This window comes from Ruminiclostridium papyrosolvens DSM 2782, from assembly GCF_029318685.1.
Classification (GTDB): domain Bacteria; phylum Bacillota; class Clostridia; order Acetivibrionales; family DSM-1351; genus Ruminiclostridium; species Ruminiclostridium papyrosolvens.
Map to the genome: position 1 here is coordinate 3,437,192 of NZ_CP119677.1, position 25,316 is coordinate 3,462,507.

At 37.6% G+C, this 25,316-nt stretch carries 27 protein-coding genes and 2 tRNA genes; 1 reads left to right on the forward strand and 28 read right to left on the reverse strand.

Annotation, left to right across the window (positions count from 1 at the left end):
- Nucleotides 1-120: 120 nt before the first annotated feature.
- The 22 genes from P0092_RS15430 to P0092_RS15535 form a co-directional block, all read right to left on the reverse strand.
- Nucleotides 121-1,146: a hypothetical protein gene (locus P0092_RS15430; protein WP_004616634.1), complete on the reverse strand. Its 1,026-nt coding sequence runs from the start codon at nucleotides 1,144-1,146 to the stop codon at nucleotides 121-123.
- Between the two features lie 383 nt (nucleotides 1,147-1,529).
- Nucleotides 1,530-1,985 (reverse strand): IS200/IS605 family transposase, encoded by a 456-nt coding sequence (gene tnpA / locus P0092_RS15435; protein ID WP_004616633.1) that lies wholly within the window; start codon nucleotides 1,983-1,985, stop codon nucleotides 1,530-1,532.
- A gap of 242 nt (nucleotides 1,986-2,227) precedes the next feature.
- Nucleotides 2,228-3,238 carry a type I glyceraldehyde-3-phosphate dehydrogenase gene (gap, locus tag P0092_RS15440; protein ID WP_004616627.1) on the reverse strand — a complete coding sequence of 337 codons (1,011 nt, stop codon included), beginning with the start codon at nucleotides 3,236-3,238 and terminating at the stop codon, nucleotides 2,228-2,230.
- Nucleotides 3,239-3,387: 149 nt separating this feature from the next.
- On the reverse strand, nucleotides 3,388-4,299 hold the full coding sequence (locus P0092_RS15445; RefSeq protein WP_004616625.1) for a DUF2156 domain-containing protein: 912 nt from the start codon (nucleotides 4,297-4,299) through the stop codon (nucleotides 3,388-3,390).
- Between the two features lie 32 nt (nucleotides 4,300-4,331).
- Nucleotides 4,332-5,444 carry a M20/M25/M40 family metallo-hydrolase gene (locus P0092_RS15450; protein ID WP_004616623.1) on the reverse strand — a complete coding sequence of 371 codons (1,113 nt, stop codon included), beginning with the start codon at nucleotides 5,442-5,444 and terminating at the stop codon, nucleotides 4,332-4,334.
- A gap of 80 nt (nucleotides 5,445-5,524) precedes the next feature.
- The gene (trmL, locus tag P0092_RS15455; protein WP_004616616.1) at nucleotides 5,525-6,019 is read right to left on the reverse strand and encodes a tRNA (uridine(34)/cytosine(34)/5-carboxymethylaminomethyluridine(34)-2'-O)-methyltransferase TrmL; all 495 of its coding nucleotides are present in this window, start codon (nucleotides 6,017-6,019) and stop codon (nucleotides 5,525-5,527) included.
- 126 nt (nucleotides 6,020-6,145) lie between these two features.
- Nucleotides 6,146-6,610, reverse strand: a complete 465-nt coding sequence (locus P0092_RS15460; RefSeq protein ID WP_004616615.1) for a chemotaxis protein CheX — start codon at nucleotides 6,608-6,610, stop codon at nucleotides 6,146-6,148.
- A gap of 200 nt (nucleotides 6,611-6,810) precedes the next feature.
- Nucleotides 6,811-7,167, reverse strand: coding sequence for a stage V sporulation protein AE (gene spoVAE, locus P0092_RS15465; protein ID WP_004616614.1), 357 nt, complete (start codon nucleotides 7,165-7,167; stop codon nucleotides 6,811-6,813).
- Nucleotides 7,168-7,179: 12 nt separating this feature from the next.
- Nucleotides 7,180-8,199 (reverse strand): stage V sporulation protein AD, encoded by a 1,020-nt coding sequence (gene spoVAD / locus P0092_RS15470; protein ID WP_004616613.1) that lies wholly within the window; start codon nucleotides 8,197-8,199, stop codon nucleotides 7,180-7,182.
- Nucleotides 8,200-8,250: 51 nt separating this feature from the next.
- On the reverse strand, nucleotides 8,251-8,694 hold the full coding sequence (gene spoVAC, locus P0092_RS15475) for a stage V sporulation protein AC (protein ID WP_004616612.1): 444 nt from the start codon (nucleotides 8,692-8,694) through the stop codon (nucleotides 8,251-8,253).
- 101 nt (nucleotides 8,695-8,795) lie between these two features.
- On the reverse strand, nucleotides 8,796-8,984 hold the full coding sequence (locus P0092_RS15480; protein WP_004616611.1) for a hypothetical protein: 189 nt from the start codon (nucleotides 8,982-8,984) through the stop codon (nucleotides 8,796-8,798).
- 39 nt (nucleotides 8,985-9,023) lie between these two features.
- Nucleotides 9,024-9,770 (reverse strand): RNA polymerase sporulation sigma factor SigF, encoded by a 747-nt coding sequence (gene sigF, locus P0092_RS15485; RefSeq protein ID WP_004616610.1) that lies wholly within the window; start codon nucleotides 9,768-9,770, stop codon nucleotides 9,024-9,026.
- 188 nt (nucleotides 9,771-9,958) lie between these two features.
- Nucleotides 9,959-10,384, reverse strand: a complete 426-nt coding sequence (gene spoIIAB / locus P0092_RS15490) for an anti-sigma F factor (RefSeq protein ID WP_004616609.1) — start codon at nucleotides 10,382-10,384, stop codon at nucleotides 9,959-9,961.
- Nucleotides 10,385-10,421: 37 nt separating this feature from the next.
- On the reverse strand, nucleotides 10,422-10,763 hold the full coding sequence (gene spoIIAA, locus P0092_RS15495) for an anti-sigma F factor antagonist (RefSeq protein ID WP_004616608.1): 342 nt from the start codon (nucleotides 10,761-10,763) through the stop codon (nucleotides 10,422-10,424).
- A 54-nt stretch (nucleotides 10,764-10,817) separates the two neighbouring features.
- Complete coding sequence (gene whiA, locus P0092_RS15500; protein ID WP_004616607.1) at nucleotides 10,818-11,759, reverse strand: DNA-binding protein WhiA; 942 nt, start codon at nucleotides 11,757-11,759, stop codon at nucleotides 10,818-10,820.
- A gap of 35 nt (nucleotides 11,760-11,794) precedes the next feature.
- Entirely contained in the window at nucleotides 11,795-13,771 is a 1,977-nt protein-coding gene (locus P0092_RS15505; protein WP_004616606.1) for an amylo-alpha-1,6-glucosidase, read from the reverse strand.
- A 4-nt stretch (nucleotides 13,772-13,775) separates the two neighbouring features.
- Nucleotides 13,776-15,080, reverse strand: coding sequence for a gluconeogenesis factor YvcK family protein (locus tag P0092_RS15510; protein WP_004616605.1), 1,305 nt, complete (start codon nucleotides 15,078-15,080; stop codon nucleotides 13,776-13,778).
- Nucleotides 15,077-15,952, reverse strand: a complete 876-nt coding sequence (gene rapZ / locus P0092_RS15515; RefSeq protein ID WP_004616604.1) for an RNase adapter RapZ — start codon at nucleotides 15,950-15,952, stop codon at nucleotides 15,077-15,079. Before rapZ ends, P0092_RS15510 begins: the two co-directional genes overlap by 4 nt.
- A 36-nt stretch (nucleotides 15,953-15,988) precedes the next feature.
- Nucleotides 15,989-16,888: a UDP-N-acetylmuramate dehydrogenase gene (gene murB / locus P0092_RS15520; RefSeq protein ID WP_479692042.1), complete on the reverse strand. Its 900-nt coding sequence runs from the start codon at nucleotides 16,886-16,888 to the stop codon at nucleotides 15,989-15,991.
- Between the two features lie 47 nt (nucleotides 16,889-16,935).
- The gene (locus tag P0092_RS15525; protein ID WP_004616602.1) at nucleotides 16,936-17,658 is read right to left on the reverse strand and encodes a phosphatase; all 723 of its coding nucleotides are present in this window, start codon (nucleotides 17,656-17,658) and stop codon (nucleotides 16,936-16,938) included.
- A gap of 34 nt (nucleotides 17,659-17,692) precedes the next feature.
- Complete coding sequence (hprK, locus tag P0092_RS15530) at nucleotides 17,693-18,619, reverse strand: HPr(Ser) kinase/phosphatase (protein WP_004616601.1); 927 nt, start codon at nucleotides 18,617-18,619, stop codon at nucleotides 17,693-17,695.
- Between the two features lie 535 nt (nucleotides 18,620-19,154).
- Nucleotides 19,155-19,628, reverse strand: a complete 474-nt coding sequence (locus P0092_RS15535; protein WP_004616600.1) for a pyridoxamine 5'-phosphate oxidase family protein — start codon at nucleotides 19,626-19,628, stop codon at nucleotides 19,155-19,157.
- 116 nt (nucleotides 19,629-19,744) lie between these two features.
- Here P0092_RS15535 and pdxR point away from each other — a divergent pair, with 116 nt between their 5' ends.
- Nucleotides 19,745-21,142 (forward strand): MocR-like pyridoxine biosynthesis transcription factor PdxR, encoded by a 1,398-nt coding sequence (gene pdxR, locus P0092_RS15540; protein WP_004616599.1) that lies wholly within the window; start codon nucleotides 19,745-19,747, stop codon nucleotides 21,140-21,142.
- A gap of 75 nt (nucleotides 21,143-21,217) precedes the next feature.
- On the opposite strand, the gene P0092_RS15545 is transcribed toward pdxR, so the two are convergent.
- The 6 genes from P0092_RS15545 to P0092_RS15570 all read right to left on the reverse strand — a co-directional run bounded on the left by P0092_RS15545 (nucleotide 21,218) and on the right by P0092_RS15570 (nucleotide 25,211).
- A tRNA-Gly gene (locus tag P0092_RS15545) sits at nucleotides 21,218-21,291 on the reverse strand.
- A gap of 6 nt (nucleotides 21,292-21,297) precedes the next feature.
- Nucleotides 21,298-21,372, reverse strand: a tRNA-Gly gene (locus tag P0092_RS15550).
- Between the two features lie 76 nt (nucleotides 21,373-21,448).
- Nucleotides 21,449-22,177: a DUF554 domain-containing protein gene (locus P0092_RS15555; RefSeq protein WP_004616598.1), complete on the reverse strand. Its 729-nt coding sequence runs from the start codon at nucleotides 22,175-22,177 to the stop codon at nucleotides 21,449-21,451.
- 10 nt (nucleotides 22,178-22,187) lie between these two features.
- On the reverse strand, nucleotides 22,188-23,534 hold the full coding sequence (locus P0092_RS15560; protein ID WP_004616597.1) for a CCA tRNA nucleotidyltransferase: 1,347 nt from the start codon (nucleotides 23,532-23,534) through the stop codon (nucleotides 22,188-22,190).
- 89 nt (nucleotides 23,535-23,623) lie between these two features.
- Nucleotides 23,624-23,998 carry a hypothetical protein gene (locus P0092_RS15565; RefSeq protein ID WP_004616596.1) on the reverse strand — a complete coding sequence of 125 codons (375 nt, stop codon included), beginning with the start codon at nucleotides 23,996-23,998 and terminating at the stop codon, nucleotides 23,624-23,626.
- A gap of 349 nt (nucleotides 23,999-24,347) precedes the next feature.
- Nucleotides 24,348-25,211 carry a TerC/Alx family metal homeostasis membrane protein gene (locus P0092_RS15570; RefSeq protein ID WP_276186961.1) on the reverse strand — a complete coding sequence of 288 codons (864 nt, stop codon included), beginning with the start codon at nucleotides 25,209-25,211 and terminating at the stop codon, nucleotides 24,348-24,350.
- Nucleotides 25,212-25,316: the final 105 nt, after the last annotated feature.

The following is a 25,316-nucleotide window of genomic DNA, read 5'->3' on the forward strand; positions in this document are numbered from 1 at the left end:
TTTATATATTATAAGCCGGATTACTGCTTAACATATTTTTTAGTCTACACTATATTATAGCACAGTATGAAGAATTTTAAAATTAGATATTAATACTTGGTACTAATTATTACCCCTTACTTATTCAAAAGACACATAATAGTTTCCACAATTGCCCCCGGGCAGCATAAATTTAACGTTAGCAATTTGTTCATACCCCAACTCCTCTATCCAGAACATACCCGTTGTAATCTTTTCACCAACAATCCAAGGGCCATTGTTTACGCTGTAAACCAGTGTTGCATATGACCTGTCCTGACTCCACTTGGGACTTATTATTATTTTCTTATTAGCAGCATTGTTTATCGTCATGTTGTAAACAACACCATAGTTTCCGGCGTGATATTTTGAAGCTCCGGTTTTTGATTTTACTACACCGTCGTACTCATATGTATTAAGGGATTGAGGCCATTCGCAAAGGTTTGTATTATTGCTCGAATCCGCATCAAGTGTAATATTTTTCTCCGAATAGCTAAGTTCACCGCAAAAGCCATATCCTACACCCTTTATGGGGAGAGGTTCTTTGAAAACCTCCTCAGCAGTTTTTGTTTGTCCTGCTGCAAATACTCTCATTCTAACTCCGGAATTCTGATTGGATTTAAACTGAGCTCTGCCATAAACAAATTCGGAAAACCCGGGTGTAAATCTGAAGTCATCTGACCATACTATTTTCTTTTCTCCGGGATTAAGCGTTACAGTTTGATATTCCGCATTCTGAAAGTTTTTCAGCACTTGAGCTGTATCTTCAATAACAGCAAAATTGTATCCGTCCAGTGTTGCAGTACAACTTCCCTTATAAGTTATTATTGCAGGTTCCGACCCTTTGTTGGTTATTGCAACTCCCACTCTGCAAGCTCCTGCATTTGACCAAGAGTTATACAAATGGTGATAAAATTCAACGTCTTTATATGAATTGTCCAGATCTGTACCGTACAAATATATCAAATCCCCGGAATTGAGGCCAAAGGACTCTGGATTATTGACATAAATTAAATGGTTTCCACTGCTTGAGAAAGTTGAACCGGTTAATGCATATGATGTAAAGCTAAAAAATAAACATAAAGGTAAGATAGTAAAAATAAATCTGATTAAGTTTGATCTTTTCATTTGTTCCTCCTGCATCGGCAAAGTTTAAGCCTAGCAGGCAGATGCCTGTAGGCTTATTAGCTCTGAATCCGTATTCATTAAATAATTATGTTAAGTATAAGCAAAAAATGGAAATTTTACAAGTTATATATTCTGAATTATTTTCTATTATAAGAGATTACGACAGCAATGCTCTTTATTCCGACATAGTATACAGGATAACGGGTAAAAGACCAGCGATACACATAGCTCTAAGTCATGACCACCCGTAAAACGGGTGGCTTGTGATAGCCCTATAAGGGCTTGTTACCGGCCAGCGCCTAAAGACGCTGGCTTTCACTTTGTTCAAGCTATTATTGCCCTTGCCGCTTTTGCTACCCCTGAAGGGACAAACGTACTACTGGCTACCCCTTAAAGGGGTCTTCATACTCTTTCACGCTTAGTTTATCTACCATAATATCGTGCTTTTCTTGCTCTTGTATATACTTCTTAATAGTTGCCTCATTGAGTCCTACAGTACTCACATAAAATCCCTCTGCCCAAAAGTGTCTATTTCCAAACTTATATTTTAAGTTTGCATGCATATCAAATATCATTAATGCACTTTTTCCTTTTAGATATCCCATGAAACTTGATACACTTATTTTAGGCGGTATACTTACTAACATGTGTATATGGTCTGGCATTAGATGCCCTTCTATTATTTCAACTCCCTTGTAATTGCACAGTCTCTTTAATATTTCTCTTATACTTTGCTTGTATTGATTATAAATTACTTTTCGTCTATACTTTGGAGTGAACACAATATGATACTTACACATCCATTTGGTATGTGCTAAATTATTTTGTTTTATTGCCATTGAAATCACCTTTCTTTAGTTAAACTAGTAGCTTGAACAACTCTATTTTAACGGTTAGGTGATTTTTTTGTATAACTTTTTGTCGCCACCCGCATAGCAGGTGGTTTATTGTTTCGCATGACTCATTTCTCTTGCGAGAAACTCGCCTAATGCTCAACAGGCTAAAGCCCATAATAAAACAGCACTGTACTTAGATGGATTTATCACATCTAAGTACAGTGCTGTATATATTAAAACTTTAATTATTTAGCGTCAACTTCAGCCATGTGTTGGATAAGGTTAACAACTTTGTTTGAATAACCCCATTCATTATCATACCATGATACTAACTTAACGAAGTTTCCGTTCAATGCGATACCAGCGCCTGCATCGAAGATTGAAGTACGTGCATCATGAACGAAGTCAGTTGAAACAACTGAATCTTCAGTGTATCCGAGGATACCCTTGAGGTTAGTTTCTGAAGCAGTCTTAACAGCTGCTTTGATTTCTTCGTAAGTAGCTGATTTTTCAAGACGAACTGTGAGGTCAACAACTGAAACGTCAGCTGTAGGAACTCTGAAAGCCATACCAGTTAATTTTCCGTTCAATTCTGGAATAACCTTTCCAACTGCTTTTGCAGCACCGGTTGATGAAGGAATGATGTTTCCGAGGATTGATCTTCCGCCTCTCCAGTCTTTCATTGAAGGAGCATCAACAGTCTTCTGAGTGTTAGTAGCAGCATGAACTGTAGTCATAAGACCTTCTACTATACCGAAGTTGTCGTTGATAACCTTTGCTAAAGGAGCCAAGCAGTTAGTAGTACATGAAGCGTTTGATACAACTGTCATGTCCTTAGTGTACTTGTCATCGTTAACGCCCATTACGAACATTGGAGCGTCAGCAGAAGGAGCACTGATAACAACTTTCTTTGCTCCACCCTTGATGTGAGCTGAAGCTTTTTCAGTAGTAGTGAATACACCTGTTGATTCAACAACGTAATCAGCACCGCAAGCTCCCCAAGCTATAGCTGTCGGATCTTTTTCTGCAAATACTGCGATTTCTTTACCGTTAACAACTAATTTGCCATCTTTTACATCAACAGTTCCTTCAAATTTACCATGAACTGTGTCGTAAGTAAGCATATATTTCATGTACTCGAGATCGATGAATGGATCATTGATTCCCTTTACTTCTACATTAGGGTTGTTTATTGCAGCCCTGAAAACAAGACGTCCAATACGTCCAAAACCATTAATACCCATTTTTACTGCCATTGGTGTTACCTCCTAAGTTTTTTTATTAATTAAGTCAAGCAAATTAATGCTTATCGACAAAACAATTGGTTTCCTTTTCCTAAACCAAAATAATTCTATAATATTTCAAAAACATTTTCAATAGTATATACGCTTAATTTAATAAATATTTAACAAACTTCTATTGTGTATTTTTCTATCAAGTGATCAGGATTATAGGATAATTTGGCCTTTCTTAACCCCGCAATTCCCATATCCTGTTCCCTGTTTACATACTCCAAATGAAGCCATTCATTGTTTATAAACTGCTGATTTATCACTGTGTAAATGCCGTGAATTTCAGCGTTTGCCTTTTCAACATGAATTACTGCGGTATTTTTATTAAGCTGTTCTCCGACCGTAAAAGCCTCTGTTTTACCGTTAACTCTGATTAATCCGCCCTTTAAACCAAGTATTTCGTAATTATCCAGGAGTTTATTGTTTGCAATTCTTTCATTGGAAAGACTTTCGTCACCTGATTGTTCCCTCAGTTGGTACCATTTTTCTACTATATTTTTGCAGTCCTGTATATTAGCAGGTGTTATTTCTTCATACTCATAGCTATAAAGTTTCTTAAACTTGTTAATATGGTTCCTCTTACCGTCAAGCTTCTTACCGGCCAATGTTGATAAACTTTTTACGGTGTATACATAATCCGCATTGTCTCTATCCTCTATTGCGTTATATGCGATTCCAATTTCATCAAGAATTTCCTTTTGTTGTTTGGTAACTCTTGAGAATATTAAATTCCACCCCTCTTGGTCAAAGTAATCCTTTATTGCGTATATAGTCTTTTTTAAGTCTTCTCCTTTTTTGTAATCTCCTACCGGGAAGAAACAAAAAGGTTTCGACTCATCTCTTACTGACATTATGCATAAAAACTCATATATTATTCCGAATCTTATTTTATAGTGGTCCTTCCACATGAAAAAGTTTGTAAAATTCATTTCAGATGCAAGGACATGGGATGTTTCAAAGTATTTATCGAAACATTCCTTGTCGTTAATAGATATTTCCTTATCTATTAAAATAGTTTGCAACATATATATCCCCCTGTTAGCTGCCTGTTTGTCAGTTATTTGACGTTTTGTATAATTGCAATAAGATAAGTAGTGGCATCTATCATATCCTTTATTGATATCTGTTCTTTAACACTGTGTACATTGGTCATTCCAATGCTCATATCAACAGCTTCAATTCCTTTTGAATTAATAATATTTGTGTCGCTGCCGCCTCCGGTAACTACTGTCTCAAACACAATACCACAGTCTTCTGCGGCTGACTTCATTATACCCAAAACTGCTGAATCCGCCGGTAAATCGTATGCAGGATATTCCATTTCATAGTCAAAATCAACCTGTCCTCCAAACTTTTCTGCCGCCTGTACAAAACAGTCCCTTATATGCTCAGTCTGGGCCTGCAGCTTATTCTGCTGTCTGCTTCTGGCTTCCCCTTCAAGCTCAACCCTGTCACATACAATGTTTGTAGCTGTTCCGCCATGAATTATACCAATGTTTGCCGTTGTTTCCTCGTCAATTCTTCCAAGTTTCATGTTTGTTATAGCATGTGCCATAATTGTAAATGCGCTTATTCCGTTTTCAGGCTCCATACCTGCATGAGCTGCTTTACCTTTTATTACTGCGTTTATCTTGTTGTGTGAAGGAGCTTTTACGGCTGCACAGCCTATTCTCCCGTCGCTGTCCAGAATAAATCCGTATTTTGCTTGTATTTTGCTGTAGTCCAGATTTTTTGCTCCAAGTAATCCGATTTCTTCAGCTACAGTAAATACTATCTGTATATCACCGTGAGGAATGTTTTCTTCTTTGAGAATCTTCAATGTCTCCAGTATAATTGCTATTCCGGAAGCATCATCTCCTCCCAGAATTGTTAATCCATCGGTTTTGATTATATCTCCGTCCACAATGGCTTTTTTACCTATTCCGGGAACTACAGTGTCCATATGTGCCCCCAGCATAATAGCAGGAACCTTCTTGTTTCCCTTAACGGTGCACACTATATTTCCGCTGTTTCCTCCGATTTTCTCTCCTGCATTGTCCTCCACAGGCATATATCCCATATTTTCAAGCTTTTGCTTCAGTAAATCGCACATTTGCCTTTCTTTTAGCGATAAACTGTCTATTTTGACCAATTCCAAAAATTCATCAACAAGTCTGGTTCTATTAACCATTTTAACCCTCTCTTAGTCCGTACTTTTTTATTATACTTTTTTAATATACCCATTTTTTGAAATTAAACACCATAATATTTTTACCACTCGTATTTTACCATATGTCCTTCGAGTCTCATTTCTTTAAAATTCTGCTGTCTTAGAGCTTCATATAAAACAATTGCAACTGAATTTGAGAGATTTAGGGACCTGATGCCTTTTTTCATAGGTATTCTTATGCAATACTCCTTATTATCTCTCAACAGTTCCTCGGGAAGGCCTGCTGTTTCTTTTCCGAACAGAATAAAACTGTCATCTTCAAACTGTACGTCACAGTAGTTATTTACTGCTTTAGTGGTTGAATAATAAAAGGTTTTTCCCGGAAACTTTTCAAAAAACTCGTTAATGTTGTTGTAATACCTCACATCTGCCTCATCCCAGTAATCAAGCCCGGCTCTTTTAAGATATTTATCTTCTATTGAAAATCCAAGAGGCCCCACAAGATGCAGCACAGTTCCCGTTGCTGCACAGGTTCTCACTATATTTCCTGTATTCTGTGGAATTTCGGGTTCTACCAGTACTATATTAAATGCCATATTTAATCACAGTCCTTTCAGTAACATATCAAAGAATCTACTAAAATAAACATACAATAAAAAGATGGTTAGTAACCATCTTTTTATTGTATGTTTATTTTACTTTATCATTTTACTTATAATTTCTCAATCCTGAACGGATATATCAATTTCAAGAATCTCATTATCCGACAGATATAAAGGTATACATATTGTCTTCATTTTAGACTGGGAAATTTGCAAATTTTCACCAAGCAGCAATGAAGGAGGAGTAATTTCTATACCGATTCCTTTATTATAAAGTAAAGTGGCTGTATTGCCCAATATCATATTTGTGAGCTCGGACAATGCACTCTTTGCTATTTCATTTAATTCGTCAACCGGCATACCCATCATCATAGCTGAAGCAATTTTAAACGCTACTCCCTTGGACATCGTAAAAATGGCTTGTCCACGAATTTTACCAGTAATTCCCACAATTATAAGTATAGATTCTCCTTGATAAGGAGAATTTTTCAAAAACACTTTTCCCAACCTAGCATCAACGTTCACAACTTGTTTAAGAACTGTCTGACTTGCTTCAATAAATGGGTTTATATACTCTATATTCATAATTCATCCACCTTGTTTATATGTATTGTTCTTCTACATTCCAAATATCGTTGATGAGTATAAAAAAATCTTCTTCAATTATAAACAATTTTAAGGTAAAATTCCATATATTTTTTTAAAAAGTAAAAAAAGAAGAATATTTAGTTCATCAAAACTAACCAATTACTTTAGCCTTGACCTTAAATATTCTTCTAACTTGTTTATTTTTTTGCTTTTGGTTTAAATATTGCAGCCATCATGAACCCGAAAAATACAGCAGCGGCAAGTCCTGCAGCACCTGCTTTAAATCCTCCCGTAAATGCTCCCAGCAGTCCTGTTTCATCCACATCCCTGAATACCCCTTTTGCCAGACTATATCCAAATCCGGTTAAGGGAATAGTGGCACCTGCCCCTCCTATATCAACTATTTTTTGATATATCCCAAGGGACGCCAATACTACTCCTGCTACAACATAAACAACCAATATCCGTGCAGATGTTAATTTTGTTTTGTCTATCAATATTTGACCGATGGCGCAAATTATCCCACCGACTATAAAAGCATTTAAGTAAGTCATTATTTCACCTCATCAGTTTAGTGTTCTGTGAATAGCCACCGCGTGTGCAATACCCGGTATAGATTCCTTTTGCTGAGAACTTATGGGACTCATTAATGCCCCTGTAGCAACAAAAAGCACTCTCTTTAAGTTCCCTTGAATCAGCTGCTTGTATATATGCCCTGCAAGCACCGTTGCCGAACATGCACATCCGCTGCCTCCCGCATGTGTGTCCTGGGTTTCTCCGTCAAATATCATTACTCCGCAGTCATTGAATCTGGATTCTATATTAAGCCCGTTGTCCTTCAGCATTTCCTGACAAATTTGCTTTCCCACCTTGCCTAAATCACCTGTTACAATAAGATCATAATAATCAGGCTGAAGTCCTGTATCCTTAAAATGAGCGAATATGGTATCTGCTGCTGCCGGAGCCATAGCCGCTCCCATATTATTTGCGTCTTTTATGCCCAAATCATTAATTTTCCCGGTTGTAATATGCTTTATATATGGACCTGCACCATTCGCAGACAGTACTACCGAGCCTGAGCCCGTTACAGTCCACTGTGCAGTGGGAGTTCTCTGACTTCCCAATTCAAGAGGAAACCTGAACTGTCTTTCAGCCGAGCAAAAATGGCTGGAAGTCATACAGACTATGTTTTCCGCAAAGCCTCCGTCAACCAACAAACTTCCAATACTCATTGATTCAGCCATGGTTGAACACGCTCCATACAAGCCAAAAAATGGAACTTCAGTTTCTCTAAGTCCATAGCTTGCTGCAATGCACTGGTTCAAAAGGTCTCCTGCCAAAACATAATCTATTTGATCATTTGTGAGTTTTGCCTTCTGAATAACTTTTGCAAAAACCTCTCTTACAAGCTTGCTTTCAGCTTTCTCCCAACTGTCTTCTCCCCATAATTCATCGGGAATAATAAAATCAAAATCGTTTTTTAAAGGGCCCTTACCTTCCTTTGGCCCAACAAATGATGCCGTTGCCTTAATGGAAGGTGGGTTTTTTAAGAATACAGTTTGCCTTCCGATATGCTTTTCTGCCATGTTTATTTTGTCAGCCTCCTTTAGCCACAGCTATTTTTTTGTTTTCGGTTATTAAGAAATAAGGTAGTGTATAATACCTGCGATTATTGATGTACAAATTCCGTATACTATTACAGGCCCGGCAACAATAAACATTTTTGCGCCCATCCCAAGGACATATCCTTCGGACTTAAATTCCATAGCAGGGGATACTACTGAGTTTGCAAATCCCGTAATTGGTACTATGGAGCCTGCTCCGGCAAACTTGCCTATTTCATCATAAACGTTAAGTCCCGTTAAAAGTGCTGCCAAAAAAATCATTATAATACTGGTTATGGCGGATACCGCATCATTGTCCAAACCTCTATTTTTCAGTAAATTAATAAATAGCTGTCCAATATCACATATAATACCTCCAACCAGAAAAGCCTTTAAAACATTTGTAAAAATTTTAGATTTCGGCGAGACTTCTTCAACGTATTTTGAGTATTGATCCTTGGTAAAACTCTTTTTCATAAAAGACCTCCCATATGAACATAAAAAAATGAAAATGCAATTTGTTATAATTAATATACTTTGCATTTTCATTCTATTTATTATGGTAAATTTTTTTTATGTTACAATCTTAATTCAATAAGACCTTGGTTTAATACATAAACGCCCTTGTTGTGTACTTTTTTTGATGACGGGAAACCCGTGAGTAGCAACACAATTATGATAGCTCCCAAAATCAAAGCAGCTATGACTGCAATAATAGCTTTGGTTTTTAAGAAAGCAATTTTCCCTGTTTTAAAGTTGTTAATCATATCAAAATGCCACCTCTTATGATGTATAAACCCTTGACTTTAATTATTGTTTGCAATCATTTTAGATTTAATATCTCTCAGTATCTTCTTTTCAATTCTGGAAACTTGTACCTGAGAAATCCCCAGTAGTTTTGCTATCTGCACCTGTGTCTTTTCCTTGAAATATCTTAATATGATTATCTGTCTCTCTCTGGTATCAAGTGTATCCAGTATTTGACGTATGGCTATTTTGTCAATAAGATCTACTTCGCAGTTATTGTCGGCTGCATCTATTCTGTCTATAAGCAGAATGGGCGAATTGTCTCCATCTCCTATAGTACTGTACAGAGACTCCGGAGTACATCCGGCTTCAATTGCCATGACAAGTTCTTCAGGTGAAATATTCATACGCTGTGCTATTTCATTAATCGTAGGCTCTCTACCAAGTTCTTTGCTCATAATCTCCTTGGTTATACGTGCTTTAGAGGAAATCTCCTTGAGAGATCTGCTTACTTTTATTATTCCGTCATCTCTGATAAATCTTTTTATTTCACCGATTATCATAGGAACAGCATATGTAGAAAATTTGACATCATAAGATGTATCAAACTTGTTTATAGCTTTGATTAATCCAATGCTTCCTATTTGAAATAAATCGTCAACTTCATATCCTCTGTTTTGAAATCTCTTAACAATGCTCCATACAAGGCCTACATTCCTTTCAACGAGAACGGATTGGGCTTGTTTGTCGCCAGCCTTGGCCTTTATTATAAGAGTTAAAACAGCATCATCTGATGTTTCCTTCATATTTTCTGCCTAAACCTTTCTGTCACAAATTTTGCCTGTCGCAGGCCGTATCTTATTTCTTGGGGAATGAAATCTTATATAATCTAATTATTGGCTGTAATTTATATTTTTATACATAAGTTCTAATTATTTACATATGAAAGTAAAAAACTCCAACCCCCGGAATTATTTTTTATCTTAAATAATAACTAAGATTTTAATTTTTTAAACATTGTGACAGTTGTACCCATGTTGGGTTCAGAAACTATTTCGACGCTGTCCATAAAACTCTCCATAACTGTAAAACCCATTCCTGAGCGTTCCATGTCCGGCTTTGAAGTGTAAAGAGGCTGGCGTGCCTGCTCAATGTCTTCTATCCCTTTTCCTTTATCTGATATGATTATCAAAATACCTTCGTCATATAGTCTGCAAATCATTTCTACTGTTCCTGACGAATCTTCATAGCCATGTATTATGGCATTTGTCACAGCCTCGGAAACAGCCGTTTTTATATCCGCCAGTTCCTCTACAGTAGGGTCAAGCTGAGACGCAAATGCCGCAGCAACAACTCTTCCAAAGGATTCATTATTGGATTTACTCATAAATTCAAGCTTCATCTCATTAACCAGTTGCATTTTTCTTCCTCACTCTCTTTAACATGATGTTACAATATTAACCGCACATGCTTGAAATAGCTGTATCCAAACTGTTGTACACAGGAATAATCTTTAATACGCCAGACATCTCAAATATTTGCAATACTTTTGGATTTGCATTTACTATAGCCGCCTTGCCGTTCAACTTGCATACATTTTTGTACCTACCTACAACAACACCTATACCGGAGCTGTCCATGAAGTTTACATTTGTAAAATCAAATACGATATTTTTTATAGTTGCCTTGGTAATTTCATTGTCTATCTTTTGTCTGAGATACTGTGCCGAATGATGGTCCATATCTTCCATTATTCTAACAACAAGGGTTGTCCCTTTTTTTGAAAGTTTAACATCCAAACCTGTTTCCTCCTATTTATTTATTCACAGTATCAATTCTATATTTCCCTGAATTTACCTTTCATTATTTTTTCTAATTTCGTCAGCAATTTCATCCAGCTTTCTCAGCCTGTGGTTTACGCCTGATTTTCCAAGCTTGGGGTGAAGCATTTCTCCAAGCTCTTTGAGGCTGGCATCGCTGAATTCCAGCCTTGCTTCTGCTATCTCTGCAAGGTTCTCGGGGAGCTTGTCTATTCCTATTGTGGATTGAATATACTTTATATTTTCTATTTGTCTGATGGAAGCGTTTACGGTTTTCTCAAGATTCGCAGTTTCGCAGTTTACAATCCTGTTTACGCTGTTCCTCATATCTTTTAATATTCTTACGTTTTCCAGCTCCATGAGAGCTGTGTGAGCACCAATGATATTAAGGAAATCCACTATCTGCTCACCTTCTTTTATATAAGCCACAAAGCTGCCTTTGCGTTTGATTATCTTTGTGTTTATATCATAATCATTTAACAAATCTTTTATTATTTCAGCAGACATATTATTGTGAGTTGCTATTTCCAGATGATACGTCTTTTCAGGGTCGCTTATTGAACCTCCCGAAAGAAAAGCAGCTCTCAAAAAACTCTTTCTGCAACATACCTTTTCAAGTGTACTTGCAGTTGGAATATATTCTTCTCCGGAAAAAGCGCTGATTCCAAAGTCATACAGTATCCTGTTTATCATCTGGTTCGGTACCAGAGTAAGAGAATACGATATATGCTTTTTGAGTTTACTGCTTCTTCTGATAGCAACCTCCGGGCATATACCGTATATTCTACGGAATATTGAATATATTCTCCTGGCAAAAGCAGCGTTCTCAGTAACCACTTTTGTATTTCTTAATACTTTTTCATGGGAAAAAAGGTTACCTGTAAGAATAACCCCTAAAATTTCGGATTTCATGCAACATTCCTCATGCAGCTCAATCCTGCAAAGCTCATCTTTTACTACAGTTGAAAAAGACACTTAACAACACTCCCGCACACTAATAATTTATTTCTTTATCCAAGCTGGTCAATACCTATGTCTTCAACAGCAGCCCTCAGTATCTCAGAAACACTCCAAGCCTGTGCAAAGCATCCTCTGGGATAGTGTGGATTGTCCCCGTCAAATATTTCAGAAATACTGCCCAATCCTCCATCTTTAACATGTTCCAAAAACGGGTATACAAATTCCAGGGCATTTCGCCGAGCCTGTTCTGTTCCGCCATTTATGTGAATGTATGCTTTTATAAACCTTCCCAAAGGCCATGTCCAGACTGTACCCTGATGGTATGCACCGTCTCTTTCAAGCTGGGTTCCGCAGTAAACTCCTTTGTATCCACTGTTATTACGGGATAATGACCTGAGTCCATAAGGAGTGTATAGCTCTTCCCACACCTTATTCAATATTTTCTCAGCCCTTTGTCCGTCAACAACGGGATAAGTAAGTCCTATGGCAAGAATCTGATTTGGCCTGATATCTGCATCTTTACCGCCAGAATTAATTACATCATACAAACACTCATCCTTTTCATTCCAGAACTCCTTCTGAAAGGACTCCTTGGTTTTGGAGGCTATAGCAGAATAGCTGTCAATATCACCGAATCTTTCTGCAAGGGAGGACATAATCATTAAAGCGTTATACCACAAGGCATTTATTTCTACGGCTTTTCCATGACGGGGTGTGACTACCCAGTCTCCTACCTTTGCATCCATCCATGTCAGCTGTGTATTTTCGCTGCCTGCCGTTACGAGGCCATCCTCCGTCATTTTAATGTCATAGATGGTTCCGTTTATAAATCCGCTGCATATATCCTTGAGACAGCCGTATATATTATTCTGAATAAAATCACTGTCCTTCGTATAAGAAATATAGCTGTTAACTGCCTCAAAATACCACAAAGCAGCATCTACACTGTTATACGCCGGTTCGTTCCCGTCATCGGGAAACATATTTGGTATAAGTCCATAGTTAACATATTTTGAGAATGTCAGCAATATATCCTTTGCATCCTCATATCTGCCCGTTGCCAATGTAAGTCCGCTAAAGGCAATCATTGTATCCCGACCCCAATCTGTAAACCATGGATACCCGGCTATTACAGTCTTTGATTTTGTTGATTCTCTGTATACTATGAAGCTATCAGCAGCAAGTACCAATCTTCTGCATAACTGATTTTGAAGACCTGCCCTGTCCAGAAGCTCTTTTAACCGTTCTTCTTGGGATTGAATAACCTCTGTGGCATTTATACCCTCTAAGTCATAGGTTTCAATTGTTGCAATAAAAGAAACTGTTTTTGTTTCCCATGGTTTAATTTTTATACTGTAGCAGCCCGGTATAAAATGGTCTTCTGTACAGTCCAACCCTCGTTCTCTCTCAACCTCATAAAGCATGTCATAAAAAAAGCAGTCATTATAGCTTTTAAATTCTCCGCCATCAACCAGAAACCTGATTTCCGATTCTCCATCTCCTGATATACGGATTACATTTGCTTCATGTTTTAAGCTGAATTTAAAATGACTGCTTTTACTGGTATGATGATGGTCTCTGTTGTTTATAAGGGGAGTAAGCTTGAACACCGCTTCTTTATGTCCGTTTCGCACCTCATACTGAACAATTACTGTGTTATCGCCCTGCTTCATTGATATTTTCTTTTTAATAAAAATATCTTTATAGGAAAATACAAATTCCGGAAGAAAATTGTATTCAACCCTTTGCAGATGTGTATACCCGTTATTTATGTAACCACTGCCTGTTTGAAAGGAGCTGAAAGATACGGTATCTCCATCTTCAAAGCTCATGTTTTCGAGAATGTTGGAGAGAAAAAGCTGCCTTTTGGTGGGAGGTACTGATACAGAAACCAGTAAACCGTGGTATCTTCTGTTATTGGAACATATCAAAGACAAGGAAGAGTAACCTCCGATGCCGTTTGTGAGTAACCATTCTCTTTGACAGCCTTGCTGGTAGCTGTACCAACTGCTTTTTCCAAAGTCCATGTTATCAGCCTCCGATTTTATTTATTTTATCTTTTGCATAATAATAGTCAAGTATTCTGTCTCCGTCATTTGCCAGAACAAGCTCAGTTACCAGTTCCATAATCTTTTTTGACAGCTTGTTGGAGTCATGCCTTACAAAACCATTATTAATACTCTTAAAATCTCCGGTAATTATCTCAATACCCATTTTCTTTACTACGTCAAAGTCAACCTTGACAAGCTCAGCTCCGTCGTTTCTATATCTTTCTGCCATTTCTTCAGGAATCGTGGATGTATTTACTATACAGTAATCAATCAACCCCCTGTGAGAGTGTTTTTCAATCGCCTTTATATGATCACTTAATTTGTAGCCTTGAGTTTCACCCGGCTGTGTCATTACATTACAAACATATACTATAACAGCCCTTGTTTTTCCCAGTGCATCACATACACCATCAACCAAAAGATTTGGTATTATGCTTGTATAAAGGCTTCCGGGGCCCAACACAACAATATCCGCTTCCATGATGGCTTCAATTGCTTCATTCAAGGGCTTAACCTTGTTGTGATTGAGAAAAACACGGTTTATTCTTGATTTATCGCCGTCACTTCTGTGGCCTATGTTAAACTCCCCAAGAATTGTGTTTCCATTGTCTGTTTCGGCACATAACCTGACATCTTCCAGTGTAATAGGCAATACTGTTCCTGTTACCGCCAGAACATCGCTCATTTTTTTAACAGCCTCTTCAAAGCTGTCAGAAATACCATCCATAGCAGCCAGAAACAGGTTTCCAAAGCTCTGTCCTTTTAACATTCCATCCTGAAATCTGTATTGAAGGAGTTTTTGCATTATAGGCTCCGTATCTGCCAAGGCAAGTATACAGTTTCGTATATCACCCGGAGGCAACATACCAAGGTCTTCACGTAATACCCCTGAACCGCCTCCATCGTCTGCTACGGTAACTAATGCAGTAAGATTTGACGAATACTGTTTAAGTCCTCTCAACATGGTAGAAAGGCCTGTACCGCCTCCTATTGCCACTACCTTAGGACCCTTGACAGATATTTTCTTTTCATGGAGAAGGCTGCTTATATCCTGTCCGTTCATTGATTTACCTGTAAATGTTTTCACAAGAAGTTTGAACGCTGCAAAAACACCGACAAGACCCAAAAACGCCAAAGTAGCCATTTCAATAATGTACGGGACTCCCTTACCGTAATTATAAATGGTAAATAGTATACTGAAGCATATTAAGGCTATACCTGCCGAAAGCAGTACTATCCACCTTTTGATTCTGGCACCAGGCTTCATCCAACTGAAACGACTCATTTTCCAACCCCTTTACCATCTTTCTCAATATCCCTGTGTTCAATTACAACCCTATGTAATTTTTCTTCCAGCCTTCTATATATTTCATCTGCTATTGCAACAGACCTGTGTCTTCCTCCCGTACAACCTATTCCGATGTCCAGCTGGGATTTTCCCTCTTTTATGTAATTTGGAATTAAGAAATCCAGCATATCATCCAGCCTGGATATAAACTCCTTTGTTTCCGAAGCATTTAGTACGAATTCTTTAACCATCAGGTCTTTTCCTGTTTGCTTCTTCATTGGAGCTATATAATATGGATTAGGTATAAACCTGACATCAAAAACAAGGTCGCAGTCTGTTGGAATCCCGTATTTAAAACCAAAGGATACCACATTGATTACTATTCCCTTGAAAGTCTTGCCTTCCAAGAATATGCCGTTTATCTCCTGTTTAAGTTGTCTGGTTACAAGAGTTGATGTATCTATTATATAGTTTGCATTTGATTTTATGGTCTGAAGGGCCTTTCTTTCTTCCCTGATTCCCTTAATAAGACGACCTTCAGGTGCTAAAGGATGCTGTCTTCTGCTCTCCTTATATCTTTTTACAAGAACATCGTCATCTGCTTCAAGGAAAAGTATTTCGTAGCTGAAACCGGATTCTTTGACCTCTGCCAAAGCAGGGAAAAGGTCGTGTAAAAGTTCACCGCCTCTGATATCTATAACCAGAGCAATTTTTTCCATTTTCCCCTCGCTCTGGGCACTGATTTCGGCAAATTTGGGAATCAGTGCCGGAGGAAGGTTATCAACGCAGAAAAATCCTATATCCTCCAAATAATTGGTAACAAGGCTTTTGCCCGCACCTGACATTCCCGTAACTATTACAAATCTCATCCTAATCCCCCAAATCTTTTGTATGTGTATTCTTTATCAGTTAAAGTCTCCTATAATCCTTAGTTCAGGCTCTAACTGAACTCCAAACCTCTCATCAACAGTAGTTTGTATATGCTTTATCAAGGCTAAAACATCACTGCATGTAGCGCCTCCACGATTTATAATAAAGCCGCTGTGTTTGTCTGATATCTGTGCCCCGCCAATTCCGTATCCTCTGAGTCCGCAATCATCAATAAGCTTGCCCACAAAATATCCCTGTGGTCTTTTGAAGACACTACCTGCACTGGGCCATTCCAAAGGCTGCTTATCCCTTCTCTTAAAATTGAACTCATCCATTTTTTCCTTTATATTTACACTGTCACCCTTTTGAAGTTTTAATCTTGTTTTAAGAACTATCCCCTTGGATTTCTGTATGATACTGCTTCTATATGAAAAGCAATGTTCATCCCCGGTTATAGTTATGATATTTCCTTCTCCATCCATATACTCGGTCTGGTGAACTACCATACACATTTCACCGATATAGGCTCCTGCATTCATGGTTACTGCCCCTCCCACAGTGCCGGGAATACCTTCTGCAAACTCCAGCCCTGTAAGTGAATATTCAAGTGCCAGCTTAGAAGCCTTTGAAACAAGCATTCCTGCTTCAAGCTCGATTGTATCATTGTCAACCTTAAAGGCTGCCAGATTGTCATATATTTTAATTACAACACCCCTGATTCCCTTGTCTGACACCAGAAGATTAGTACCATTTCCCATAACCATATATGGAATATTGGATTTCACGCACTCTTTTACTATATTCACTAATTGATTGCTGTTTCCCGGGTAAGTCATTATATCAGCAGGACCGCCTATTTTAAAGGAGGTATGATTAGCCATAGGTTCATTAACTGACACTCCGTCCTTTCCGGCAACATAAACCAGCTTCTGCACAAACTCCTCATTCTGTAATATAACCCATTCCTCCTTCACTGGAATATCTATTTCTCAATACGTTTTTTCCTTTCAGACAAATAATTTTCCATCTTCTCAACAGAAGTAGTAATAACCAGTTCTTCCGGCATCTCCACTTCTTTTAAAATCTTCATGACATTATCAAATCTGCCAATACTAAAGCTAATGTGTGAATCAGTCCCTGTTGTTATCCTTACACCATATTTTTTACACATTCTGGCTATTTCCCAGCAATTATCTTCACTTCCCTTACGAACATTAAAGGAATGATTGTTCAGCTCAATAAGTTTATTGTAATCCCTGGCGGTTTTAACCACCTTCTCAATGTCTATCTGGAATTGGGGATTTCCGGGATGAGCAAAGATATCTATATATGGATTTTTCAATATTTCAATAGCTGCATTGGTATGATTTTCAACGGTAGACGGTTCTATACAGATATCATGAAAGCTGGCCAGAACCAGCTCCAACATTTTTAAGTATCTCTCCGGCATATCAACCGTACCATTATAATCTGTTATATTAGCTTCTACTCCACGAATAATCCTTACCCCATACAATATATCCGGTATGACTCGAAGATTCCCGAAATGATATAGAAATGGAGCTCCCTTCATCGCAGGGCCGTGGTCTGAAATATTAATCATGCTAATTCCATTTGCGTAGGCTTCTTTTGCGTTTTCCTGTACTGTACTGTATGCGTGTCCGCTTGAAACTGTATGTGTGTGCGTATCAACAACTATATTCAATAATCCTACCTCCCCAACCGGGTTTTAATTGTATTTATATATCTTTATTTATATTTCCCAGTACTCTTTCGCTAAGTGCTTTTGCAGCATTGTATCCCATTTTCTTCTGCCTGTTGTTCATGGCAGCTACCTCAACTATAATTGCCAGATTTCTTCCGGGACTCACCGGGATATTAAGACAGGGAACTGCAAGACCTAATATTTCGGTAAATTCATCTTCAAGGCCAAGTCTGTCATATATTTTCTTATCGTTCCAATGTTCCAGCTTTATTACTAGGTTTATATTCTCTGTCATTTTAACAGAGCCTACACCATAGAGGTTTTTTACATCAAGAATACCGATACCTCTTATCTCTATAAAGTGACGTATTATGTCAGGAGCAGTACCTACAAGGGTCTTATCCGAAACCTTTCTGACTTCAACATTATCGTCAGCTACAAGCCTGTGTCCCCTTTTTACAAGTTCCAGAGCTATTTCACTTTTTCCAACTCCGCTTTCTCCCAGTATCAGTATACCTTCGCCGTATACTTCTACAAGAACGCCATGCATGCTTGTTCTTGGTGCAAGCTGAAGATTCAGATATCTTATAACACCACTCATAAATCTGGATGTTACATCATCAGTCCTTAAAACCGGAATTTTATATTTACGGCCTACTTCTATCATTTCAGGGAAAACCCCTAATCCTCTTGCTACAACCATACACGGAAACCCGCATTTAAAGAAGTTTTCCAGTCTCTTATACCGTTCTTCCTCTGTCAGCTGCATCAGGTAGGCAGTTTCACCTTTACCTATTATTTGCATTCTGTCCGTTCCAAAATATTCCATATATCCTGCAAGCTGTAATCCCGGCCTGTTAACATCGGCTGATGAGATTTCCACATTCTCGTAGTCCGGGGTTCCGGTTAATTCTTCGAGCTGAAACTCTTCCATTATCTCTCTTATGGTTACAGAAAACATCTGAAACACCTCAATTCATTGTATATTATACTAACACAATACACCTGTTATTTTGTTTTTGATACATACCTTATTATTATATTATAATGGAGATAAAAAGGAAATGGGCTGTAGCAAAACTGTGCCTTGACCGTATGTTTTCACCAATGTATTCTCATTCAACCTCTCTTATACCCACAAAAGCAAAAAAATCCTATATATTATTTTATAGAATATGGATTGCCTTCATTCGGATTTTTATGATTTTCTCGCTGAAGTAGCTCCTATAAGATTATTACATGTGAAACTACATGAAAAAGGAGTTGTCTTAAAATTAATTTTTATCTTTCTCCTGTACTTAAGGAGTATAAATTATATCAATGGAAGCTTGGTTAAAGATATTTGCATTTGTTTATCGGCGAAGTGGGATATTTTACCAAAAAACCTGCACGAGGTAGGTTTTAGCGACACAATGAATCATGGACGATGAATGTGAGCGACGGTAAAATATCCTAAGCTGAGCCGCAAGAAACTCTTGCTTAACTATTGTAAATCATCAACCATAGTATTTTCCTGTAATATCTAATATCTGTACTTTAATAACCGCTGTTCCTGCAACCATATTTTCCGGCAAAACAGTGTCCGACAACTGTGGTGTGTATTTTTTTACTATCTCCATCAGAATTTCTCTTTTATAATCAACCTCTGTAATTATGGCAGCCACACCCGAAATAATTACACTTTGATATTTTGTGTTGGTATCACAGGCATTGCCCTTCGGATCTAGCAGTAAGCTGTCCATCTCATAGGCAGTAATACTTACTCGGGGGTTTGCTTTGATATTGTCAATCTTTGTGCCTTTGGGCAGGCCATGCATATATATGTAACCATTGTGAAAGATATGGTGCATTGGAGTAACATAAGGTGTTCCATCCGCATTCAATGTAGCAATACTGCATGTTGTGGTTCGATTCAGCAAATACTCAATTTTTTCCTTGGTCATCATGTGGGTTTTCATTCTGTGTTGCATTGTTTGTATCCTCCTTGTTAAAAACTTGATTTTTCTCTTGCAGTATACTGTAAAATTGTTACTATTAAAAGTGACAATTACTAAAATATAAATAGGTACAATTCAGAGGTAAACAGATGCTAATTATAGACAAGTACTCATATAAACCGTTATATATACAGATTTATCAACAGATAAAAGATAAAATTGTATCAGGTGATTTATGTGAAGGAAGCGTGCTTCCACCAATCAGAACAATGGCGAAGACTCTCATGGTTGCCAGAAACACTGTTGACAGTGCATATCAGCAGCTTTGTTCTGAAGGCTATGTTCTTGGCAAGGTTGGTAGCGGCTATACAGTGCAAAAGATAGACATACCCAATATGATAAGCCCAAACACTAAACTGCTTGATTTCACAAGCAATACTGAAGAAGTTCAGCCATCGGAGGCTGCAATGTTTGATTTTCAATATGGTAAATTGGATATTGCAAACTTTCCTCTTCGTATCTGGCGCAGACTACTTAATCATGTATTGCTGTCCGATGAAATTAGAGGACTCACAGATTACAATGAAAAAAATGGTGATTTGTTACTTCGAATTCAGATTATGAAATATCTTCATGAATCAAGAGGTGTTATTTGCAGTCCGGAACAGATTGTTCTTTGTTCCGGAGCAATGTCTGCGGTGAGCCTTATTTGTAAATTAATTGCTACAAAAACTGTTGCAGTAGAAGAACCGGGGTTTGATAGTGCAAGGGAGACCTTTATCAACAACGGCTATAGGCTTAACCCCGTCCCCCTTACAGGGGAGGGTATTGATTCTGACAAGTTAAAATTATTAGAGGCAAAGCTTTTATACACTACTCCATCACACCAGTTTCCCACCGGAATTGTCATGCCTGTTAATAAACGTCTTCACCTTTTAGATTGGGCGAACCAAAACGCTGCATACATTATCGAGGACGATTATGACAGCGAACTACGTTATAACAGCAGACCTATTCCCTCCATTCACTCACTTGACCAAAATGGCAGAGTGATTTATATCAATAGCTTTTCAAAAGCCTTGGCCCCCGGCCTCAGGATGGGCTTCATTGTTTTACCTCAAACATTGTTAGAAATATACCTATCCAAATTTTCACATTGTAACTGCTCTATCCCTTGGCTTGAACAGAAAACCATGTATCACTTTATGGAGCAAGGACATTGGAATAGGTTTCTGAATAAAATATCGGTAATTAACAAACGAAAGCATGATACATTAATCAGTACCTTAAATAGTCAGATGGGTAAACGTACAACTGTACATGGCAAGAATGCCGGTCTGCATATTCTACTAGAAGTAGATAATGGTATGTCGGAACAAGAGCTTATAGAGGCTGCCCGAAAGGTCAAGGTCAAGGTTTATCCTGTATCAAATTATTGGATTAATGTACAGAATTACTCCGATAATATGGTTCTAATGGGATACAGCAGTTTGTCAGAAGAAAAAATCGTGGAGGGTGTCTCTCGCTTGAGTTCCGCTTGGTTTTAATATGTGAGTATACAATAATAGCTAAAACAATAAAGAGACTCAAACCATAAGGTTTGAGTCTCTTTATTGTTTTAATGGAGCGGGTGATGGGAATCGAACCCACGCAATCAGCTTGGAAGGCTGATGTTCTACCATTGAACTACACCCGCAAATAGTGGAGCGGGTTACGAGATTTGAACTCGCGACTTTCACCTTGGCAAGGTGACACTCTACCGCTGAGTTAAACCCGCATCACTGACTGCAAGAGATATTATACCTAGCAGCAATTGATTTGTCAACACGTTTATTGAAAAAAAGTAAATTTTTCTACATAAAAAGCATTTTTATTATGTAGTAAAAAACAGGTATAAAAACAGCCGGAAGTAAATTTCCTACTTTTATCTTCTTTATCTCTAAAAGATTAATACCTATTGCAAATATTAATACTCCTCCTATAAGGGACATCTGAGAAATTACAGCATCTGAAAGCCATGGTTTTATTACTCCCGAAAGTAGAGTTATTCCACCCTGATAAACTAATACGGGTATAGCCGAAAACGCAACTCCAATACCTAGTGTTGAAGCAAATACCAAAGATGTAACCCCGTCAAGAATAGATTTTGCAAATAATGTTGAAGGGTTCCCGGAAAGGCCGTCTTCCAAAGCCCCAACTATAGCCATTGCACCTACACAGAAAACAAGACTTGCAGTCACAAAGCCGTCGGAAAAAGAACCTCCTTTGTCAGGAATCCTTTTTTGAAACCATGTTCCCAAGCTTTCAAGCCTTTTCTCTATTCTCAGGAACTCACCCACCAGACCACCTATTACCAAGCTGAAAATCATAAGCATTATATACTGCCTGTCCAACTTATTGCCATCGACTATAGTTACAATTTCCTTAATTGTACCCGATATACCTATAAAAACTACCGAAAGACCTATGGCCTGCATTACAATCTTCTTGTATCTTTCAGATATACCATTTCTAAGCAGCGTCCCTGCCAATCCCCCAACTATTACAGCGCCTGCATTTACAATTGTACCAATACCGTACATAATCGCTCCCCTAATTCATATGCTTCTTCGCAAGTTCCAATAATTTTTGTTTTTCATTAAGCTCCGGACATTCCAATACACAATCGCATAAATAATCCAGCATTTCTCGTATTTCTATGCCTGGTTTCATTCCAATCAGCAGTATCAAATCATCTCCGTTAACAGCCATGTCCTTTTTATTCAAGCATTGCTGTTCGCTTTTTATATCTGAATAAATTTTCTCTATTTTTATCCACTTAATAATCCGCTCAGGAAGAAAATCCGGATTCTGAGCCATTTTATCAGCTTTCTGAACCTTTAGCAATAGGGGAAACAATTCATCACCAATTTTATTTATTGCCTTCCTTATGGATTTCGGATTATCCTCTATATCCATATCATGGTGTTTTACAAGTAAAACAATCTTTTTTATAGATTCCTTGTCAAATCTCAACCGATTAAGAACTTTTTCCGCAATTTGACTACTTACTGCCTGATGCCCGTAGAAATGGTCTATTCCTTTTGCATCAGTTGTTTTTCTTGGTGGTTTTCCCACATCATGCAAAAGCATTGTCCACCTGAGGATATGGTCATTATCAATACTTTTTACCGCAAACATTGTGTGGTCAGCTACATTGTAAACATGATAAGGATTTACCTGTTCGGTTTTGTAGCATCTTTCAAACTCAGGAAGAATATATGGCAATATCCCTGTCTGGTGGAGGTAGTTGAAATGCAAAGGATGCTGTGACACCAAGGTTTTATTCAGCTCATCCCTTACCCTTTCACTACTGATATTGGCTATAAGTGCCGAATTGTTTTTTATAGCTTCAAATGTAGCTTCTTCAATGGAAAAGCCCAACTGTGCACTGAATCTTATTGCCCTCAGCATACGCAAAGCATCTTCCCTGAACCTCTGCTTCGGGTCACCAACTGCTTTTATCACCCGCTTTTTTAAATCCTTTAACCCTCCGAAAAAGTCAACCAGACCATGTTCGGGATGATATGCCATAGCATTAATGGTAAAATCCCTTCTTGCCAAATCTTCCTTAAGACTGGATGTAAACTCAACCTTTTCCGGGCGACGAAAATCTTTGTAATCTCCATCAATCCTGTAGGTTGTAACTTCAAGACTCATTTCACCTGAAAGAACGGTAACTGTACCATGCTTTATCCCTGTATCATAGGTTTTGTCAAATAATTGCTTTATATCGGCAGGTAATGCATTTGTTGTTATGTCCCAATCATAGGGTGCCTTGCAAAGGATACTATCTCTTACACAGCCTCCAACAAAATAAGCTTCGTATCCGGCTTCGTTGAGCTTATTTATAACATGTCCCGCATTTTCGGGGAAATCAAACTTTTCACATAAATTCATACATTTACCTTTTTAACGTAATTTTAATATATTAATAGTAATTGTATCACAATATTCAATTTCTGATACATTATAACTTACCCATTGCTTCATATACTATTATGTACAAAGGCAGTTACTGCTTCAAGAGGAATCTCAGCCATTGTCCCTATTGATTGGTTGTAAGGACAAAGAGTGCAGAACAATAAATTAACATCCTTAGCGCAGCAAGCGTTTCCTAAAGAGCATTGGGGCGGTGCTGACGGCAATATTAACAGTTTTAAGTATAAATCAGTTTGTAGAAGCAAAACCCCTGTAAACCCATTTCCGGCGCCTCCACCTGAATTTACAAATACGGTTACCGTCTGTCCTTCATATTCGCTGTAATTTATATGTTGCTTTTTTATGACTGGACTTTTCTCAGGAGCTGTAATCTGAAGGTTTTCTGCTTTGCCCTTTCTCCTCTTTCTTCCAATTAAACTCATACATACCTCCTGTATACCTTAAAGAGTTTTATATTTCATTATATTTTCTTTAACGTATAATGCTAATCAAATTATTAAATGATGTGTAACACAATTTATCTGCAATGAATACTATGTTATTAGCCATTTAGTTACCAAGCTAAAAAGTTTATCATTAATCTTTGGAGGGAGTTGTATACCTATGTCTAACAAAAAAGGTTTCTTTGGTGGATGTGAATGTATCGACGAAAGAGTAATATGGGGTCTTGTTATTGTTTTCATTATTGCGTGCTGTTGCGGAAATAAGCATGACTGCTGATGAAAATGGCCTAAGGAGCTACATAAGCTTCTTAGGCCATTTAATACATTTTTAAAGGTCTACTTTTTTAAGTTCAACTTCTTTTTTCTTGTTATCCTCGCCTTTCGACTTAAATACAGAGAAAATTACGCTGCCTACCAATATTGCAAATATTGTAAGCAGTGAGGCAACTATCGGTATTTCAAGGTCAAAGTATAAAATACCAAGTTTTACACCTGTAAATACAAGTATGAGCGCAACACCATATTTAACATATTTGAATCTTTCCTGTAATGCCCCAAGAACAAAATATAAGCTCCTGAGTCCCAAAATTGCAAATATATTAGAGGTATATACTATAAACGGGTCAGTAGATATTGAGAAAATAGCAGGTATTGAATCAATGGCAAAAAGGATATCTGAGGATTCAATAAGTACAAGTATCGCCAGCAGAGGAGTTGCATATTTCTTACCATTTTCTACGATAAAGAATTTCTCTTCATGCATCTTGTCTGTCATTGGCAAAAACTTACCCATTATTTTTAGTACTTTATTATCCCTGTGATCAACAGGTTTTTCGTGACCAAACATCATCTTGAAACCGCTGATTATCAATATTACTCCGAAAATATACAGAATGAAGTGAATCTTGTTAACAAGAGTTATTCCCAGAACTATAAATATAAATCGTAGAACAATAGCTCCAAATATTCCGTAGTTTAAAACTCGCCTCTGATAAGCAGGCTTTATTCCAAAACTTGAAAATAAGATAAGGAATAGGAACAGATTATCAACACTAAGACTTAATTCAATAACATACCCGCCAAGGAATTGCGATGCTTTGGCAGGGCCCTCAATCAGCAGAATTCCGATATTAAATACTATGGCTAATGCCATCCAGAATCCAACCCATTTCAGTGCTTTTTTAGTAGACATTTTTTACCCCCTAGTTAGTTTTTAATTAATATTGCCAGTCTATATATACTTCATACAATTTATATGAAAAATATAGTGTAAACAAAAAGACCCTGAATGTATACA

Bases quoted from the DNA above. Each gene is read 5' to 3' on its own strand.
- P0092_RS15450 (WP_004616623.1), bottom strand. From the start codon at position 5,444: ATGGTTAATAGAACCAGACTTGTTGATGAATTTTTGGAATTGGTCAAA.
- P0092_RS15560 (WP_004616597.1), bottom strand. From the start codon at position 23,534: ATGAATTTATGTGAAAAGTTTGATTTCCCCGAAAATGCGGGACATGTT.
- P0092_RS15430 (WP_004616634.1), bottom strand. From the start codon at position 1,146: ATGAAAAGATCAAACTTAATCAGATTTATTTTTACTATCTTACCTTTA.
- gap (WP_004616627.1), bottom strand. From the start codon at position 3,238: ATGGCAGTAAAAATGGGTATTAATGGTTTTGGACGTATTGGACGTCTT.
- sigF (WP_004616610.1), bottom strand. From the start codon at position 9,770: ATGAAGGAAACATCAGATGATGCTGTTTTAACTCTTATAATAAAGGCC.
- tnpA (WP_004616633.1), bottom strand. From the start codon at position 1,985: ATGGCAATAAAACAAAATAATTTAGCACATACCAAATGGATGTGTAAG.
- spoVAC (WP_004616612.1), bottom strand. From the start codon at position 8,694: ATGAAAAAGAGTTTTACCAAGGATCAATACTCAAAATACGTTGAAGAA.
- P0092_RS15445 (WP_004616625.1), bottom strand. From the start codon at position 4,299: ATGTTGCAAACTATTTTAATAGATAAGGAAATATCTATTAACGACAAG.
- P0092_RS15555 (WP_004616598.1), bottom strand. From the start codon at position 22,177: ATGTACGGTATTGGTACAATTGTAAATGCAGGCGCTGTAATAGTTGGG.
- P0092_RS15510 (WP_004616605.1), bottom strand. From the start codon at position 15,080: ATGAGTCGTTTCAGTTGGATGAAGCCTGGTGCCAGAATCAAAAGGTGG.
- P0092_RS15570 (WP_276186961.1), bottom strand. From the start codon at position 25,211: ATGTCTACTAAAAAAGCACTGAAATGGGTTGGATTCTGGATGGCATTA.
- P0092_RS15480 (WP_004616611.1), bottom strand. From the start codon at position 8,984: ATGATTAACAACTTTAAAACAGGGAAAATTGCTTTCTTAAAAACCAAA.
- P0092_RS15565 (WP_004616596.1), bottom strand. From the start codon at position 23,998: ATGAGTTTAATTGGAAGAAAGAGGAGAAAGGGCAAAGCAGAAAACCTT.
- rapZ (WP_004616604.1), bottom strand. From the start codon at position 15,952: ATGAGATTTGTAATAGTTACGGGAATGTCAGGTGCGGGCAAAAGCCTT.
- spoVAE (WP_004616614.1), bottom strand. From the start codon at position 7,167: ATGACTTACTTAAATGCTTTTATAGTCGGTGGGATAATTTGCGCCATC.
- hprK (WP_004616601.1), bottom strand. From the start codon at position 18,619: ATGTTTTCTGTAACCATAAGAGAGATAATGGAAGAGTTTCAGCTCGAA.
- P0092_RS15535 (WP_004616600.1), bottom strand. From the start codon at position 19,628: ATGCAACACAGAATGAAAACCCACATGATGACCAAGGAAAAAATTGAG.
- trmL (WP_004616616.1), bottom strand. From the start codon at position 6,019: ATGGCATTTAATATAGTACTGGTAGAACCCGAAATTCCACAGAATACA.
- spoVAD (WP_004616613.1), bottom strand. From the start codon at position 8,199: ATGGCAGAAAAGCATATCGGAAGGCAAACTGTATTCTTAAAAAACCCA.
- P0092_RS15460 (WP_004616615.1), bottom strand. From the start codon at position 6,610: ATGAATATAGAGTATATAAACCCATTTATTGAAGCAAGTCAGACAGTT.
- spoIIAB (WP_004616609.1), bottom strand. From the start codon at position 10,384: ATGCAACTGGTTAATGAGATGAAGCTTGAATTTATGAGTAAATCCAAT.
- pdxR (WP_004616599.1), top strand. From the start codon at position 19,745: ATGCTAATTATAGACAAGTACTCATATAAACCGTTATATATACAGATT.
- P0092_RS15505 (WP_004616606.1), bottom strand. From the start codon at position 13,771: ATGGACTTTGGAAAAAGCAGTTGGTACAGCTACCAGCAAGGCTGTCAA.